The 17815-nt window shown below is 50.9% G+C and carries 14 protein-coding genes and 1 tRNA gene; 10 read left to right on the forward strand and 5 right to left on the reverse strand.

Features of this window, described 5'->3' with window-relative positions; all coding sequences use genetic code 11:
* Window positions 1–37: 37 nt before the first annotated feature.
* The gene (gene gyrA / locus IPQ00_08485; GenBank protein MBL0240595.1) at window positions 38–2578 is read right to left on the reverse strand and encodes a DNA gyrase subunit A; all 2541 of its coding nucleotides are present in this window, start codon (window positions 2576–2578) and stop codon (window positions 38–40) included.
* Window positions 2579–3180: 602 nt separating this feature from the next.
* On the opposite strand from gyrA, the gene IPQ00_08490 reads away from it, so the two are divergent.
* The 5 genes from IPQ00_08490 (at window position 3181) to IPQ00_08510 (ending at window position 7044) form a co-directional block, all read left to right on the forward strand.
* Window positions 3181–3711 (forward strand): PilZ domain-containing protein, encoded by a 531-nt coding sequence (locus IPQ00_08490; GenBank protein ID MBL0240596.1) that lies wholly within the window; start codon window positions 3181–3183, stop codon window positions 3709–3711.
* A complete protein-coding gene (locus IPQ00_08495; GenBank protein MBL0240597.1) occupies window positions 3606–4385 on the forward strand; it encodes a PilZ domain-containing protein in 780 nt (259 codons plus the stop codon). The genes IPQ00_08490 and IPQ00_08495 overlap by 106 nt, the downstream gene beginning before the upstream one ends.
* Before the next feature lie 244 nt (window positions 4386–4629).
* Window positions 4630–5385 (forward strand): PilZ domain-containing protein, encoded by a 756-nt coding sequence (locus IPQ00_08500; protein ID MBL0240598.1) that lies wholly within the window; start codon window positions 4630–4632, stop codon window positions 5383–5385.
* Window positions 5386–5455: 70 nt separating this feature from the next.
* Entirely contained in the window at window positions 5456–6355 is a 900-nt protein-coding gene (locus IPQ00_08505; GenBank protein ID MBL0240599.1) for a PilZ domain-containing protein, read from the forward strand.
* A gap of 41 nt (window positions 6356–6396) precedes the next feature.
* Window positions 6397–7044, forward strand: a complete 648-nt coding sequence (locus IPQ00_08510; GenBank protein MBL0240600.1) for a 1-acyl-sn-glycerol-3-phosphate acyltransferase — start codon at window positions 6397–6399, stop codon at window positions 7042–7044.
* Between the two features lie 18 nt (window positions 7045–7062).
* Here IPQ00_08510 and IPQ00_08515 read toward each other — a convergent pair whose 3' ends face one another.
* The 3 genes from IPQ00_08515 to IPQ00_08525 all read right to left on the reverse strand — a co-directional run bounded on the left by IPQ00_08515 (window position 7063) and on the right by IPQ00_08525 (window position 10412).
* Entirely contained in the window at window positions 7063–8754 is a 1692-nt protein-coding gene (locus tag IPQ00_08515) for a serine/threonine protein kinase (GenBank protein ID MBL0240601.1), read from the reverse strand.
* A gap of 117 nt (window positions 8755–8871) precedes the next feature.
* The gene (locus tag IPQ00_08520; GenBank protein ID MBL0240602.1) at window positions 8872–9363 is read right to left on the reverse strand and encodes a hypothetical protein; all 492 of its coding nucleotides are present in this window, start codon (window positions 9361–9363) and stop codon (window positions 8872–8874) included.
* 155 nt (window positions 9364–9518) lie between these two features.
* Window positions 9519–10412: a Fe-S cluster assembly protein HesB gene (locus IPQ00_08525; GenBank protein MBL0240603.1), complete on the reverse strand. Its 894-nt coding sequence runs from the start codon at window positions 10410–10412 to the stop codon at window positions 9519–9521.
* Between the two features lie 135 nt (window positions 10413–10547).
* Here IPQ00_08525 and IPQ00_08530 point away from each other — a divergent pair, with 135 nt between their 5' ends.
* The 4 genes from IPQ00_08530 to pgsA all read left to right on the forward strand — a co-directional run bounded on the left by IPQ00_08530 (window position 10548) and on the right by pgsA (window position 16395).
* Window positions 10548–11564, forward strand: a complete 1017-nt coding sequence (locus IPQ00_08530; GenBank protein ID MBL0240604.1) for a VCBS repeat-containing protein — start codon at window positions 10548–10550, stop codon at window positions 11562–11564.
* 212 nt (window positions 11565–11776) lie between these two features.
* Window positions 11777–14077 (forward strand): DUF1800 domain-containing protein, encoded by a 2301-nt coding sequence (locus IPQ00_08535; protein MBL0240605.1) that lies wholly within the window; start codon window positions 11777–11779, stop codon window positions 14075–14077.
* Window positions 14078–14082: 5 nt separating this feature from the next.
* Window positions 14083–15588, forward strand: a complete 1506-nt coding sequence (locus IPQ00_08540) for a DUF1501 domain-containing protein (protein MBL0240606.1) — start codon at window positions 14083–14085, stop codon at window positions 15586–15588.
* Window positions 15589–15699: 111 nt separating this feature from the next.
* A complete protein-coding gene (gene pgsA / locus IPQ00_08545) occupies window positions 15700–16395 on the forward strand; it encodes a CDP-diacylglycerol--glycerol-3-phosphate 3-phosphatidyltransferase (protein ID MBL0240607.1) in 696 nt (231 codons plus the stop codon).
* Window positions 16396–16454: 59 nt separating this feature from the next.
* Here pgsA and IPQ00_08550 read toward each other — a convergent pair whose 3' ends face one another.
* A complete protein-coding gene (locus IPQ00_08550; GenBank protein ID MBL0240608.1) occupies window positions 16455–17435 on the reverse strand; it encodes a hypothetical protein in 981 nt (326 codons plus the stop codon).
* A gap of 227 nt (window positions 17436–17662) precedes the next feature.
* Between IPQ00_08550 and IPQ00_08555 the strand changes: the two genes are divergently transcribed.
* Window positions 17663–17738 (forward strand) — tRNA-Thr (locus tag IPQ00_08555).
* The last annotated feature ends 77 nt before the right edge of the window (window positions 17739–17815 follow it).

Consider the following 17815-nt stretch of genomic DNA (forward strand, 5'->3'; position numbering starts at 1 on the left):
CGAGGCTCTTTTTACTTTCTACAGGTCGGCTATCCGACTAATCGTCTTCTTCGTCCATCGCTAGCAGCGAGGCTGAGGTTACGAGGTCGTCTTCGCCGCATTTGATGAGCGTGACGCCCTGGGCACTACGACCAGTTTCGCGGATCTTGTCGACGCCCAAGCGTATCAATTTGGCCTGTTGGGTGATGATCATGATCTCGCTGTCGTCCTCGACCGGAAATGCCGCAACGACCTTGCCGGTCTTTTCGGTCGTCTTCATATTGATGACGCCGATGCCGCCGCGTTTCGTCAGGCGATAGCTATCGACCGTCGTCTGCTTGCCAAAGCCCTTTTCAGAAACCGAAAGGATCTTTTCAGTCCCCTCGGGTGAGACGGCACATACTGAAACAACGAAGTCACCTTGCCTGAGATTTACGCCACGCACGCCGCGTGCGACGCGTCCCATCGGGCGAACGTCAGACTCGTTAAACTTCACAGCCATTCCGTCGTGTGTTGCGATAAATATCTGCCGCTTTCCGTCGGTGCGGATGATATCGAGCAGTTCGTCACCCTCGTCGATGTTGATCGCATTGATGCCCGAGGCACGAATGTTCTGGTAATCGGCTAATGACGATTTCTTGATAATGCCCTGCTTGGTGACCATCGTCAGATAGATCTCCTCAGCAAAGTCGCGAACCGGCATAACTGCCACCAGTTTGCGTTCTTGGGAGAGTTGTACGAGATTTACCACGGCCTTGCCGCGTGCTGACGTATCGCCCTCAGGGATCTCGTGGACCTTCATCTTAAAGACCTGGCCATCATCGGTGAAGATCATCAGATAAGCGTGTGTCGAGGCAATAAATAGATGCTCGACAAAGTCTTCATTCTTCGCCTTAGCCCCGAGACGTCCCTTGCCACCACGTCCCTGACGGGTGTACGCCGTCACGGGCGTACGCTTGATGTAGCCGGCATTGGTGACCGTGATCGCCACGTCTTCGTCGGGAATCAGGTCCTCGATACTCAGTTCGACTCCGGCATCCACGATAACGGTCCGCCGTTCGTCACCAAAAAGTCGTTTGACCTCGATGAGTTCATCCGTAATGACCTGACGTAAAACGCTTTCGTTTTGGAGAATATTTTCGAGTTCGGCAATGTACTTGATGATCTCGGCATATTCGTCGAGAATCTTCTGACGTTCGAGCGCCGACAGGCGACGCAACTGCAGATCAAGGATCGCCTGCGCCTGTATGTCTGAAAAGTCCAGACTCGTGATGACCTTATGCAATTCTTTGACGAACTGCTCTTTCGACTTGTCGCCGGTGACACCGCGCCACGATGCTATTTCGCCTGCGGTCGCGAGATTTGCGGTCAGCCACTGCCTGGCTTCATCCACCGAACGCGAGTTGCGAATTGTCGGGATTATGTAATCCAGTGCGTCGATCGCCTTATTCAAGCCCTCTAAAATATGAGCCCGTGCCATCGCCTTTCGCAGATCAAACTCGGTCCGGCGCCTGACCACTTCGCGGCGAAATTCGACAAAGGCCTCGAGCATCTGCTTGAGCGTCAGTACCTTTGGTTGGCCGTCGACGATAGCGATGCTGATGATGCCGAATGACGACTGCATCGGCGTCAGTTTGTAAAGCTTGTTGAGGACGACCTGCGGGACAGCATCGCGCTTTAGCTCAATGACGATGCGCATACCTTCGCGGTTGGATTCGTCGCGGATCTCGGAGATACCGTCGAGGCGCTTTTCGTGAACCAGCTCCGCGATCTTTTCGATCAAGCGTGCCTTATTGACCTGATACGGCAGTTCGGTGATGACAACCGCGTCCTTCACCCTATCGCCGCGGCCGATCTCGTCAACTACCGCCCGTGCTCGAACCTGAATAATCCCTCGGCCGGTCTTATATGCACGGTGAATTTCCTCGCGGCCATAAATAAATCCGGCGGTCGGAAAGTCAGGCCCCGGAACAAATGTGATCAATTCGTCGATCGTTATCGCCGGGTTGCGGATCAGTTCGATCGTCGCTTCTAATATTTCAGTTAAGTTGTGCGGCGGTATCTTTGTCGCCATTCCGACCGCGATGCCTTCGGAACCGTTAACGAGTAGGAGCGGTATTCGCGTCGGCAAAACCTTTGGCTCAGACAGCGACTCGTCGTAATTCGTCTGGAAATCAACGGTCTCCTTTTCGATATCATCGAGCACTTCGCCCGTGATCTTCGCAAGGCGAACCTCGGTGTAACGCATTGCTGCCGCATTATCGCCGTCGATCGACCCAAAATTACCCTGCCCGTCAACGAGCGGGTAGCGCATTGAAAAGTCCTGCGCGAGTCTGACGACCGTATCGTAAACAGCTGTGTCGCCGTGCGGATGATATTTACCGATCGTATCGCCCACGATACGAGCACTTTTCTTGTACGGCTTGTTGTGGGTATTTCCAAGCTCGTTCATCGCCCACAATACTCGGCGATGAACCGGCTTTAACCCATCGCGAACATCCGGCAGTGCTCGGCCAATGATGACCGACATTGCATAGTCGAGATACGACCGCCGCATCTCGTCTTCGATATTGATCTGATTACGTTCTAGTGCGTCCATGTTCAGTAATATTAGGAAACTAAGAGTCAAAAGTCCGCTAGATTTTTATTAAGCGAATCAAAAGTTAACAGCCGAAAAAAAGTGTGGATTAAGATCCAAATCTAATGTATTATCAAGTCTACAGGCTTGATAGCCTGCAACGCAACACCCTGAGACGTTCGCACTCAGTATCTCATCCTTTAGCATGTTTCATTTCAATCGATTTCTCGTGATATGCAGTTATGCCAGCCACTAAAACCTCGATTGAAAATCGTAGCTATTATCATTATTCGCTTAGGCTCGTCGTTCTGGCCAGGGTGAAATCTGGGCGCGGCGTAACATGGGAGGAATCAGCATAGGCCAAAGATGCTTCCGCGACCGGTGTCTGCTCTCACATGCGAAGGCCCATCAGGCGAGGCAGGATAGTACTGCTGTCGTTAGAGTTACCACCTGATATGCGCAGGTTTGACCAAGACAAAAAGGAGTACGCGGTATGGGTGATCGTTCGTCGGTGCATTCGTATCGCGGTTGGCACTACGGAATCGAAATACGCAACTGCGTGCGCGTTTGTCGGCAAATCGCCGCCTTCAGGATTTGCTGAACACCCGACACGCATCTAAAGCATCTCGCGAGGTAAGTTCGGTCCCGATGGATTTTGTCAGGTAATTGATCCCGGTAGCCGGTTTCAGGGAGGTTCAGGCAGGGCCGAACGCCGAAAGGAAACTCGTTTTCCGATTCCGGAGGATCTTGTCCTCGAGGTACGGGACGAGTCACACGACAGTATTTCGACCGAGGCCACAGTTACGACAAATATCAGTTTAGGCGGGGCGGTCGTTTTTACCCAGTTCGATTCGGAGCTTGGGTCGTTTGTAAGGGTCAAGAGCAAAAGGCACGACGTTGAGCTGCTTGCTATTGTACGTGGCCGACGCGAAGGTCCAGGAGACTCTTCCCGCCTTATTATCGAGTTCGTTGACCGGATATTTCCATTGGAAGGTATCGGTGAGAGGAACTTTGATGTGATTTCAATGCTCGGATTTAAGCTCCCGATATGGCCAGAAAACAAAAATCCAAACGAAACCGTACGAAACAAACAACTGCGCGACCGTCGCCGTCCCTCTGCCGCGTTTGCATCCGGGAAACATTTGATGAGTTGAGGTTCGAAACCACCGAAGTGAGAATAGTGTCTCGGTTTGGCGCTTCTTTCGACTTATCCCGTGAATGCCGCGTAGGCACATTAATACAGCTTGAGCTCCCGCTCGAGCGAGAGCTTCGTGCTTTCAGTCACGATGACGAGTTATATAAAGTTATTGGCCTGATACAACATTCTCAAGTAGCCGCGAAAGGATCGAAATCCCTGTACGAAGTGAACGTGATGTTTATCGGAAGACATTTCCCTGATAGCTATTTTTCAAATCCGCTTCAGGCATATCGGTTACAGCGCCAGAATGACGACGGCACATGGGATTTGACCGAATGCTCCAGCCAATACAAACATCGCCGTTTCCCAAGGATCAGGATCAAACTACAAGTTGAGATCGGCCTGATCCAAAAAAACGAGCGGACGATTTTGAAAGAAAATACCGTGACCTGCGATATCAGTTCCGCCGGCGTGGCCGTAATCTCCAAGTTACCGGCGGAGGTCGGGGACAAGATCAAATTCGCTTGTGCAGACATGGACTTCTACGCGATCGCTGAAGTCCTGCGCCGGCGGAATCATTTTGGTCTCCAAGATATTCTTCATTTGAAATTCGTCGATTTTCACTTCCCGGTCGAGAGATTGATTTTCAGCCGGGTCGGGATGACGGCTAAGTCGGCAAGTGCCGCGTGATCGAAATACCGCGACCACTGCTTCGCAACAAAATACAAGCTTAGGTTCGCACCATTCCACGGGAATCTAATATCGAAAATTTTTGTAGTAATATTGTTCGATTTTGTATATCATTAGGTTTAGTAGGTGAAGATCCTACCATCAGATTTCTTAACTACCCAAAAGAAAAGAACCCTACTTTTGACTCCTCGCTGGGTTCTCAATAAAAACCAAAATATATCGAAACCTATTAGAGGACCGAAGAATGGAACCAAGCGTCGCAGAAAAAGAGAATAGACGAATTCAGCGAATTTCGCTTCCGTTGCCCGTTAGAGTTGAGGTACTCGTCGACGGCACGGTCAATTGGAATGAGATCACGAGGCTTTCAGACGTTTCTGCTTTCGGTGCCGGTTTCAGTCTCAAACGACCAATCAAGCGCGGCCGCCTAATGTTGTTGACGATCCCTATGCCGCGACAGTTGCGGTGCTTCGATTACGGCGAAGCTCAATATCGTATCTGGGCATTAGTACGCCGGTGTATCGCGATCGAACAACGCTCGGGCGAACCACTATTCTCCGTAGGCGTCGCATTTGTAGGCAAAAAGCCGCCCGAGGGCTATCACAGCCACCCAGCTCGGCTTTACGATACCACTCATCAGGAATCCGAAGGTCTTTGGCACCTTGTCGAGGCCGACCTTAATAAAGACGATAGTGACCTCCCAAAGGATCTAAGGCGTCAGACAAGATTTCACATTCCGGAATCGCTCATTCTCGAACTGATGGACGAGAACGGTGACGTTATAAAGTCGGAAACGACTGTCACCGAGAACATCAGCCTTGGCGGAGCCGCAGTGTTCACCCAATTTGACGTAGAGGCCGGATCTTTCATACGTGTTACCAGTCTGCGTCATAATATTCAGATAATCTCAGTTGTGCGAGGAAAGCGCGTCGGCCCGGACGGCATTACGCGACTGCACATTGAGTTTATCGATCGATTTTTCCCACTCGAGGGTATCGAATGATATCTTTAAGAAACTAAACCCACAATGCCTCCCCAACCCCTTCTCCAAGGCATTATTTATGAGAAGTAAAATGGAACATCCCAACAACGAAAAACGCACGGCCGAAAGGTCATCAACCCAACTCCGAACCCTTGTCCAAGTTAAAGAGGCCGATGATGTTAACTGGAAAGAGATAACGAATGTCACGACCGTATCCCGAAACGGGGCCGGATTTACATTATCGCGACGGTGTAGCGTAGGTAGATTGATCTCCCTTGTACTACCGATGCCGGTCGAATACCGAGCGTACGACCATAAGGCAAAGGTGTATCCCGTATTGGGATTGGTCCAATATTGCAATGCCGTCGAAAAAGACGGTTTTGAAACGTTCCATATCGGTGTTGGATTCATCGGAAAGGATGTTCCCGAAAGTTATAAGGCCGATCCACTCCAGGGATACCGTATAACCGGGGTAACTGATTCCGGGCTCTGGAAATTCACCGAGTCAGAATCCGCATTCAAACCGCGTCAAACACCGCGACTATGGGCTTCGGTCGATGTCACGATCTCACTTATCAAGAAGGACAGACTCCCATCAGACAAGGAAACCGCTGTCACCAACAACATAAGTGCGAAAGGCCTTTCGGCCATCTGTAAACTGTCCGCCGAGATCGGTGACCGGGTGAAACTTGCGTGTAAGGAATACGATTTCTACGCGATCGCGATCGTTCGAAACTGTAAGCCCGCGGATAACGGCAATTCGATCCACCTTGAGTTTTTAGAAAACAGCTTTCCGATGGAAAAGCTTTACGCGGAGCGAGCAGCGGCAATTATGCAAGCACGTGAGGCCTTGGCCGAAAGTGCGGAGCCGGTTGCAGAGGCCAAAGTCGAGGAGGCCAAAGTCGAAGAACCCCAAGACGAACCCGCCGACGAATCGACACCGATCGCAGCTGATTATTCAAGTGCAGGGTTTGAACTTCTGCGGTATTGACCTTAACCTGATAGGTCGGAGACCAGCACCGACCGATTCTAGTGACCTTCAGAACACCCGATCGATATCCACCGCAATTTGCAGTGGATCTCGTGCGCCTGCTCGCCTATCTGATCAGCAAACCGCTATGGTTTGTCAGATTTAACGGAAAGGAGAATATTCCCGCCGCGACCGACGGAGGATTTGTGATCGCGTCCAATCACCAGACCTACGTCGATCCCGTTTGGATATGCATTCCGATGCGCCGACACATACGTTATTTGGCGATCGAAAAGGCTTTCGATTGGCCGATTATTGGCCGCCTGATCAGGTTTCTCGGGGCATTTCCTGTAAAGCAGATCGACGGACTAAGCGTGTCTAAGATAAAAGTCGCCCTCAGATCACTCCGCGATGGTGCCGCGGTAATTATCTTTCCGGAAGGTGCTCGTGAGTTTGCCGATGGCAAGATGTTGCCGTTCAAAAATGGTGCAGTACGCCTCGCACTTCAGGCGGGCGTCCCGATTCTACCCGTAACTGTAAGCGGCGGCAACCGAATCTGGCCGCGATCACAGAAATATCCTAACCTTTTCACAAAGGTCACGATCACATACCATCCATTGTTGGAGTTTTCTCCTCACCCCGACGAGTCAAAAGTCCATCTGATAGAGCAGTGGAATGAATTGCTCGAACGGACGATCGAACGTGGCTAGTACCGACGATCCGAAAGCTTAGTATGGCGGGCGGGACGGCGGCCGAGTTCGCGTTGGGTTACCATTGGCCCGGCGCATCACATCCCGCACTTTTCGCCGTTGGGCAGGTGTCAATTTGCTCATATCGACGCCGTTTATCATCGGAACATCGTTGATCGGACCTGTAGGACTTCCCTTGACCGGTTGCTCGGGGTTTCTGATCCGCATTGTGGTTGTGGATCCATCAGGATTCCTACTGTTGATCACCACATTTCCCGGGAGATCTTCATCATCGGGTGCCTGAATATCAATTGTCTCGCCGCCCGGCCCAACGGTATCTGCTGACTTTGATGATTTCGTCCCGCCCGTCTGTTTCCCTGCCACATCGCCGGACTTATCTCTCTCACTCACGACAGGATTCGGATTAACCGTTGAGTCGTTCCGAACGTTGCTGTCGATCGCTGTATTTCCGATAGTACTCTCCGATGAATCGGCGTTTGCGACGGTCTTACCCGCTGCGATATTAGTGTTTCGACTGGATTGTCCGGACGCGCCACCAGACCCGAAGATCGCCGGATCGTAGATATATGCTCCGGCGGTTGCAATTCCGATCATCGCTAACATCACCACCGCCGCCGTTGCGACAAGGCCGCCCCGCATTTTGGGCGTATCCATCGCTACTCCGTTTGCCGAACCTGCCGAACTAACTGAATGAGGTCGCTCCGAGGAAAGTACCCCGGAAGTGATTTGAGAAACTTCCGACGTCAATACTTCGGTTTTAGCGTCCGTTGGCTTTTGACCTCCCGTACTCGTCCGGGCCGGCATCAATTGCGTTGGTTGGGCAAATACGTTGGCTTCCGTGTGATCGACCGCATTTTGATCTGAAACTGCGAGAAACGCGTAGTTGCTGTTATTTGCAAGCATCTGCCGCATCTCACGTGCCGTATGAGGTCGCTCGCTCGCGTTAAGGTCCAAAGCTTTTCGCAATAGACCTGCGACGCCGGCAGGAATCTCCGACCTAAGGGCGTTTGCCGCGATAAGGGGATCCGGTTTCTGGCTGAGAACTGCCATCGCCCTGGTCAGAGCATCTTCCGGCACGCTCCCGGTCAGTAGATGATAAAGAGTCGCTGCCAGCGAATAAATATCACTTCGCGGATCTGTCCCGGTTCCCTGTATCTGTTCGAGCGACGCATAGTTTCGCGAATAGCCAAAAATGCTTTTCGCCGCCGTGTGGTGCCCGGCGTCGGTCGGATTTCCCTTAGCCAGTCCAAAATCAAGCAGGACCACCTGCCCGTGCGGCGTGACCTTCAGATTCTGCGGCTTGATGTCGCGATGGACGACAGGCATCTCTTGATTGTGCAGAAAATCGAGTGCGTCCAATAATTGGTCAGCCCATTTCAATACCTGATCGATCTCAAACGGCTTCCCTTGAGTCTCGAGGATGCAAAACAGATCTTCCCCGGGAATAAATTCCATTACCAAAAATTGACTGTCATTCTCCTCGAAATGATCCGAAACGCGCGGAAGTGCTATATGCTTCAAACTATTGAGCAGTCGGGCCTCGCGTTCGATCGCCTTTCGAAAGTTGTCATCCATACAAAGGGTCTCTTTGATGGCGACCATACTATTGAAACGCTCGTCTGTTGCGACATAAACCGCGCCCATTCCACCCTGGCCGATCTGTTTATCGATCCGATAGCGATTTTGTAATGTCTTTCCGGTCTCGATCATCAAAACTATCTACGCCCTTGAATTTGCTTATGATACTACAAAATGAGATTGCGATTATAGAAAAATGACAGGCACCTGATGCCTGCCATTCGAAACGTAACGGCTTGGATCAATGTTCTAACCGTAGATCATCGCACTTACCTTCGGCAGATTGTAGATGTCCGCGAGTGTGTTAAGTTCATACCTCACCCGACTCCAATTTCCTTCGGTCACCGATCCGAACTTATTACGCTTGACGCTAAGGTCGATGTCGCTCGCGATCTTCAGGCATTTCCTGACTTCGTCCTTATTTTCGCCCCACTTGTCACGCCGCCCAAACTCTCTGGAAAGTTCGTCGGTTGCTGCCTCGAGATCGCGTGCCCGTTTCATCAGTTGATCTTCACGTGACGATCCGTCGAGTCTGCTCCGGTCGAGCGACTTATCAAAGTTCTTTACAAAATTGTCGACACGGTCTTCGACACGGTCGATCACCGTCTTGACCTGTCGCTTGGTCATTGCTCGTCCGCGTGCTTCTCGTCTGGGTTGAGCACTACTGGAGTCAGCGATGCCGAGTAAGATCACAAATGCCGAAAACGCGATCATCAAACGTAATAGTCTATTCTTATTCATAATTTCTCCTTTTTATTTCACATTTATCATTCCGAGCGAACACCTCGCCTCGTAAATATGACGAGTGACCAATGTGAAAAGTCGAAGAATTATCACTTATTTTTTATTTTGATTCTTAATGCAAACTATTAAGCAAAAACGACTTACGAGATGCGTCAAATAGGATTTGCCTGATTCTCTTCAAACCAGTCCTCAGTCATATCGCACCAGATCGCAAGGCCTTGCCATTCGGCATATTTTTGATAGTGACGCTCTATCTTGATGTCCTCACACCTCTTACCGGCGTTATGTTTTGCATAGTAATGAGACCGCAACCACGAATCGAGTGCCAGTCCATCGTATCGCCCAACGAGCTTTAAGAGATTTTCAGCGGCATAGTCGCCGACGCCTTTGACCCGTTTCATCAACTTCTTTAGGTCAATCGTCGGGAGGTCGGATGTCAACCAAGCCTCAGGGTCCAACTCGCCCATAGCGACTGACAGTGCAAGTTCTCTGAGGTATGGAGATCTGTAGCCGGCTTTGACCTCATCTCGATAAAACGACTCCGGTACCCCGGCCATTGCCGCCGGCGTGGGAAACGAGTGCGTACCATCATTTGTTTTAACACCGAGTTTCTCAACCAATCGTTCGACCATTATTCGCGTTAATGACCATGAACAGTTGGTTGTACAGATAGTTTTCACAAGGTCTTGCCAAACGGTCGTCGATCTAAGCAACCGGCCGGCTCGATGCTTTTGGACCCAGATAATTTCCTTGCTCTTGTCCAACCGAGAATAGAAATCGGCAAAGTCCTCATCGATCCGCAGAATATGTCGGACATCTCTACCTACGCTTTCTGTGTCGATATCCTTCGACGACACTTCGATCTCAAGTCCATCGGGATGTTCGTAGATTCCCACATTTACCGGACAGCCGTGCGGCCCTCGATCTGCAACAAAATTCAATCGAGTCCCGTCAAACTGAAACGGCGCTAAATCGTACCAACCGTGACTACGCACGGTAAAATAAAACGAAAAATCGGTAGGTACGTCAATTGTGAACTTGGTCATTTGGTAAACGATAGAAAAAACGCCAATATTGAGTGAATTCTGAACATAATATAGCTTCTCAGCAATACTTCAATGTGGGATTGGAACTCAAATTTACGAACTTCATATCAATTGTCGTTCACTGGATCAATACTTTTGTCCTTATCCTTAGGATTGGTACTTATTTCCTCAGTCGTCTGCACCGCGACCGACCGGAGTGTTTTATACGATTTTGACGGCGACGGCAAAACAGATATTGCAGTCTACCGAGAGGGCGACTGGACTCTCACGGAACGCGGAGCGTCTTATTTTTACTATTATAGTAGCCTTACCGAACAAATTATCGCCCAGCCCTGGGGTTCCGGCGGGGACCGACCGGCTCCCGCGGACTACGATAACGATGGTAAAACCGATCTTGCAATTTTTCGGAGTTGGGAATCAACCTTAAAATTCCCTTGGGAAGCCAGTGACTATTGGATCAACTTTTCGACTGGAGGCTTTTCGGTCACCTATCACAAGGGCTATGGAAACATAAATAGCCGGAATTTTGTCGGCGGCCCGGAGGCAGATCTCACCGTTTATTCGTCTCGGACAGATAGGTCCGACCCTAATGAGCCTTGTGATATTTACGGAATTGTGGTCAAAGACGGTGAGAATCTCTTGCAAAAGGATGTGATGGATCGTTGTGACGAGGAGTCGACTCGACGGACACCTGCTTTCGGCGATTACAACAACGACGGTTTCAGCGATATCGCCGTACATATCCAAACTTCGAATCAACAACGCAGTTCACGATTTGAGATTTGGACTTCGCCAATGACGGGTGGATACACAGAACCCGATATCGTCACATATTTGGATGTCGATTTTCCGATCCCGGGCGACTATGACGGCGATGGAACGACCGATGTCGCCGGCGGTCGATTTATTGGCGGCCGACTTATTTGGCGGATCAGATACAGTTCTACCGGGCAAATTTCTGAGACGGTCTTTGGCGTCGACGGCGATAAACCTGTCCCGGGCGACTACGACGGCGATGGTAGAACCGATATCGCGATCTTTCGTCCGATCGATGCGACGTGGTTCATTTTGAGGAGTTCGGACGCGAATTGGTGGGTCACGCGGCTCGGGGTTTCGACCGATATTCCTATTACGCAGCCGAATGCCTTTTAATTTCCGACATCGTTGTCGCTTTTATTCGACCAAATTGATCTGAACTCCATCTAACGTCATTATCGACCTGCGATAGCAACAAAAAAAACGATTGAATTGTTGCCGTCGATAGTGTAATCTCATTAGGTAAAACATTTTTAAACGGCGCCATCCCCGCCGCGCCCGACCGTCAATGAAGACAGTTCTTTTTCAGTTCTTAGGAGGAAACGGTTATGTATAGCTGGATCACGAGTTCAGCGAAGCGTATGACGGCGATAACCCTTGTGTTGTCCGCATTCGCCGCCTTCGCATTCGCACAAGAAGACCCCGACCCCAATTCGCCGACGCCGGTGCTTATATCGGAATCCGCGTCAACCAGAGCCATTGCTACAGATGTGGTTTTAACCTCGTCCGCAGATGTAGCAAAGACGGACTCGAAGGCTTTCGCTCTTGGGTCACGGGTCGTGATCTATGCGACCAACATAAGCCTTATGCCGGGCGAGGGGGCAAATGCATTTCGCGTCTACGGCACCGACAAGAACGGACGCCAATATCGATTTCCGGTTGTCGCGATCGAGCAGATCACGAAAGGCACATCCGGCATTTTCGCAATAACCGCAGACCTCAATGACGAGATCGGATATTGGTCCGCACCACAACAGGATGGTGATATCTTGATCCAGTTGACTTGGCGGGGACTTGGCAGCAATCGAGTGCGTTTGGGAATTGGTGAAGTCGGCGGGAATGTTGCCGACGATCCCGGATCGGTTCCGACACCCGTGGATTACAATGGCTCGCGTAGCAGCAAGAGCACTGTCCAGGCCCCGAATGCTCCTGATTTTGTCGGTTATCGTTGGTCAGGCGACCGTATGCGCTTTCTCGAACAAGCGACGTTTGGCCCGACCACCTCACTCGATGCACGGATCCGAAGGATCGGCATCCGGACCTGGCTTGCCGAACAATTCTCTGCAGGCTATCCGTCTGACGAGAACCCGTATCCGAATCAGCCGCTAAAGCCGGCCAATCAAGGCACCGATCTGCTCTGTGATGGCGGTGTCGACGATGTTCCGGTTACTTGCGTTCGCGACACGTACACGATGTACCAACCGCAGACGTGGTTTTTCCGAGAGGCTTTTTATAGCGATTTCCAACTTCGCCATCGAGTCGTCTGGGCACTGAATCAGATCTGGGTCACTTCCGGCGTCGATGTCCAACAGGGTCGCCATATGGTCGAGTACCATAAGGTGCTTTCGAAGAATGCGTTCGGCAATTTTCGCAACCTTATGAAAGAAATGACGCTCAATCCTGCGATGGGCGGCTATCTCGATATGGCGATCAGCACCCGTACAAATCCGAACGAAAACTATGCTCGCGAAATAATGCAGTTGTTTACGGTCGGGCTATTTATGCTCAACCCGGACGGCACATTGATGCTCGATGGCAACAACCAACCTATACCGACCTATGATCAGACCGGCGTAAACAATATGACCAAGGTGCTGACCGGATGGGGATTCTGCCAGACGCCTGCTATGTGCCCAAATCTTGCGGTTGGAACGGTCAACTATATAGATCCGCTCCTGCTTAACAATGGTGTTACCACCGTCGGAAATAATAGGCACGACCTGACCGCAAAAACTTTGCTCAGCTACCCGGGTTCGACGACGACAAATGTCGCGGCGTGTACGAACTGCACAACGCTTCCAAACATCGAGATCTACGCCAATAATTCGATGAATCAGGCTCTCGATAATATATTTAACCATCCGAATGTCGGACCGTACATCGGCAAAATACTGATCCAACACCTTGTCACAAGCGATCCAACGCCCGCATACGTCGGCCGCGTTGCTTCCGTTTTCAACAATAATGGCTCAGGGGTCCGGGGGGATATGAAAGCCGTCATAAAGGCCATCTTGCTCGACCCCGAAGCCCGTGGAGATGTCAAAACGGATCCGAATTTCGGCAAGCTCCGGGAACCGGTGTTATTTGCAACCAACATACTTCGTGCCTTCAATGTTCGATCAGCGGACGGCTTGGCTCGATCCGATGGATATCTTGTCGGTCGTGGAGAATTTACCGGAATGGCACAAACGCCATTCCTCTCACCCACGGTGTTCAATTATTATCCGCCTGATTACAAGGTGCCCGGGACAACGCTCCTCGGCCCCGAGTTTGCGATCTTGACAACCGGTACATCGATCACCCGAGCAAACTTTGTCAACCGTTTTGTGTTTTCGACACTTCAGATCCCTAGCCCAACTAGTGCACCGGTTACGGTGAGTATTCCGAATTCGCCAAATGGCACAACTTTGGATTTTGGTGACCTGATCCCTCTGTCCGCTTCGGACTCGACCGGAAACCTTCTGGTTAACGAACTCAATCAGCGATTGCTGCACGGAACGATGTCGGCTCAGATGAAAACGACTATCCTGCCGGCAATTACGAGCATCTCGACCACCGACAATCTCGGGCGTGTTCGACAGGCAATTTACCTTGTGGCGACATCGTCACAATATCAAGTACAGAGGTGACATCAATGAAAGAAACAAGACGTGACTTTTTGAAAAAATCAGGCGGTTGTGCCCTTGGGATGGTCGCACTTGCGACCCAGATGAATCACCTCGGAGCGATGAGCGCTATGGCTCAACGCGCGATCGACAGCGAATCTGTCGGCGGAGATTCGTACAAGGCACTTGTGCTATTGTTCTGGTCCGGAGGTAATGACGGTAATAATCTAGTCATACCCAATCACAGTGATGCCACCGTCAGCAATTATGCTGCGTATTCAGCGGCGCGCAACACCCAGGGCCTCGCCATACCGCAGGCTCAACTGCTACCGATCACGGTTCCTCGGATCAGTAATTTGACCTACGGCCTACATCCGTCGCTCGGGCCTCAAACCATTAACGGGACGACGATCGTTAATAACGGCATTCACGAACTTTACGGTTTGGGTAAACTGGCGATCGTTCCGAACGTCGGCAATTTGGTCCGGCCGTTGACCAAGGCTCAGTATCAGAGTTCGGCATTCCAAAAGCCGTATCAGCTCTTTTCGCATTCGGATCAGGTCAACCAGGCTCAAACGAGCATTTCCAATACACAGGCATTTACGGGTTGGGGCGGAAAGATCGCGGATCGAATGAACAGTGCAAATAATCCGACAGGATTGATACCGATGATCACGTCGATCGCCGGTTCGCAGTTGTTTACCGCGGGTCAGACGACACTTCCGCTTGCTATCTCCGATTCGAATACCTCATTGGCCAATGTGTTGAATCCCGCAGGATTTGGAACAAATCCGACTGGTTCGACCCTTGCTAGATTAAACGCGTTCAACGCGCTTAGACAACAGGATCTGTCGTCAAATTATATTGCTGCAGCCAGCCACGTCACCGACCTTGCAATGCAGGCAAATTCTGCACTTCAAACTTCGCAAGAAGTGACGGTCACGTTTCCGACGACGAGTATCGGCCGTCAGTTCAAGCAGGTCGCACGCTTGATCAAAAAGCGTATGGATCTCAATGTAAATCGTCAGGTCTTTTACGTCCAGATCGGTGGATTTGACACCCATACCAGTCAGTTGACGGGTCAGGTCAATCTATTTACCCAGTACAGCCAAGCTATGCGTGCCTTCTATGATGAAATGGCCGTGCAAGGTGTAAGTAATGACGTCACGACATTCACATTGTCAGATTTCGGGCGGACGCTTAATCCGGCGGGTTCCGGAGCGACGGTTGGCTCTGACCACGCTTGGGGCAACCATATGTTCGTAATGGGCGGTTCGGTGCAAGGTGGTGATTTTTACGGCAGTCTGAGACCGGATGGCACAGGATCATATTTTCCGACACACGTTCAGGGTGGCAGCGACGATACCGATAGCGGATCGGCACCGCGAGGGCGTTGGATCCCGACAACGTCGGTCGATCAATACGCCTCGACGTTTGCTCGTTGGTTTGGCCTTTCTCCGGGTGACCAAGCCGCGGTATTTCCAAATCTGATCAACTTCCCCGGGACGTTTTCGCAGCTTAATTTTCTTCCGTAGTAATTTGCGAAACTCGATATAGAAAGGGCGGCCATCGGCCGCCCTTTCTCGGTCTTTGGTCTCGAATTCTTGAAGTTTCCCACCAGTCGGCTTACACTCTTGGTAACTGTTGTGAATCTGCCAAATTACATTTCGTTGGGCCGAATAGTCATTGTACCGCTACTGGTTGTCGTTTTGTTGACGCCGGTTGCCGAGCATTGGTTTGGCATTAGCGGCTACGCACTTGCCGTCGTGGTCTTTTTGATCGCATCGTTGTCGGACATCCTTGACGGACATCTGGCTCGACGCAGAAATCAGGTCTCGACCCTTGGCAAGTTTCTGGACCCGATCGCCGACAAACTGCTGATTTCTGCCGCACTGATCGTTTTGGTCGAAAAGCACTTGGCACCGTCGTGGGCGGTCGTATTGATCCTCGGACGCGAATTTATCATTACCGGCCTTCGGTCGGTCGCGGCCAGCGAAGGCGTCGTGATACAGGCTCAAAATCTGGGCAAGATCAAAATGTGGGCACAGTGTGTCGCGGTCGTCGCACTCCTGATCGCAGCGGCCAACGGAACACCTCCGGTGTCGAATTTTGGACTCGACTATCCCGCGATGTTTTGGCAGGTCGAGGAGGTACGGGTAGCATTCAGCAATCTGACCACCTTATCGATCTCGGCAAACGACTGGAAGGTATTTGGATATCTTGTCGGTCGCGGTGCATTGTGGGTCGCCGTCATCACATCGATCTGGTCGATGTGGGACTATTTTTCATACTTTTTTGTCGAACGCAAAAAGCTCGCTATGCAGGCTCAATCCGAAAGATAAAAAAGCGGGCCGCATTTTAAGTACGACCCGCCGTCATTGGCCTCAAACTCAAAAAGCCTTTATTGTATCTCGACCCAATCGCCCGTGTGGATCTCTTGTGCGGTTCGCGTAATTACGATCGTCGCGGTTCGCTCTTTAACGTTCAACACAACCGCTTCGCCCACGACTTTGCGTATGTCAGGTCGCCCCAACTTCGCTTTTGCCGTAGTGACGACGCGCCCATTGGCCTTGTCGCCATCACGCCTTTGGGCCTGATTTGAGAATTTGCCGCCTCGATACACATCGCTCTGAAAGCTCTCGTCACGAGCACTTACTGCCTCTTTTTGCGGGATTTGTGTAATATTTCCATTTCCGAGCGGACGATAGACCGTCAAACGGTCGCCGACCTGCGTGTTGTCATCCATTCCTAGATCAACGTATGCGATAAAGTCACGTCCGAGCATTTCGACACCGTCACGCGACATCAGGATCCGCCCGCGAGCCTTTCCGGACGCGTCAGCGAATAGATCGAATTCACGGCTCATATCGGCGATGGGACTGACTCGATTCGCCGTTAGTTGAACGATATCGCCTAGATGAATACTGTCGCAAGATACTTTGATACGGGCGACCGAGTAATTGCTTTTAACGCGGACCACTTCCACCACACCGAGTTCCTGGACGTAATAACCGAGTTCGGCCTTGCTTGACCAACGACTGTTTACCTCACCTCGTGGGCGAACCACCGAGAACATATCGCCGACATTTACGCCCTTATCGGTTCCCATATTGACGTATATATAGTCCTTTTCATCATAATTATACGTTTCCGCTTCGGTACTGCCGCCGATGATCCGGTTGCCCGTTGCCATCGCACTCTGTTGTATGTAACCGGCACAATACAGATTTGTATTACCCGCAACAGCTTTTGGTTTAGCCGCGTCACGCATTACGACCGTTGGTGTCGCTCTCGGCGATTGACCAAATACGATGATCGCCGACGTCGCGCCGATGATACACGCAGAAAAAAGACTTCTCTTGCAAAATGTTTGGAAATTCACGATTTTCTCCTTTTGACTACTCAGGTAACAGGTGAGTCGATTTAGCTTAATATGACCAAAGAGTGCGGGCGAGGTCGAAATATTGACCGGCAAACTCTTTAAATCATATCAGTTTAACGACTCCGCGGTCAACATCTTTTTTCATTGTTCAACATATTTTCATTCAGTTTCGTTTGGACAGTTTTACGACTTTTTGCTATCCTTTTCGCTTGCGGTCATCCGCAAATGCCGGTGTAGCTCAGTTGGTAGAGCAGTTGATTTGTAATCATCAGGTCGTAAGTTCGAGTCTTATCACCGGCTCCAGTTTATTTAGAGGTTCGACGGGGTTGTCGGGCCTCTTTTTTTGCGCGGGAGCGGGATAAAAGATCGGTGAGATGCTG

Source organism: Chloracidobacterium sp. (assembly GCA_016720705.1).
GTDB lineage: Bacteria > Acidobacteriota > Blastocatellia > Pyrinomonadales > Pyrinomonadaceae > OLB17.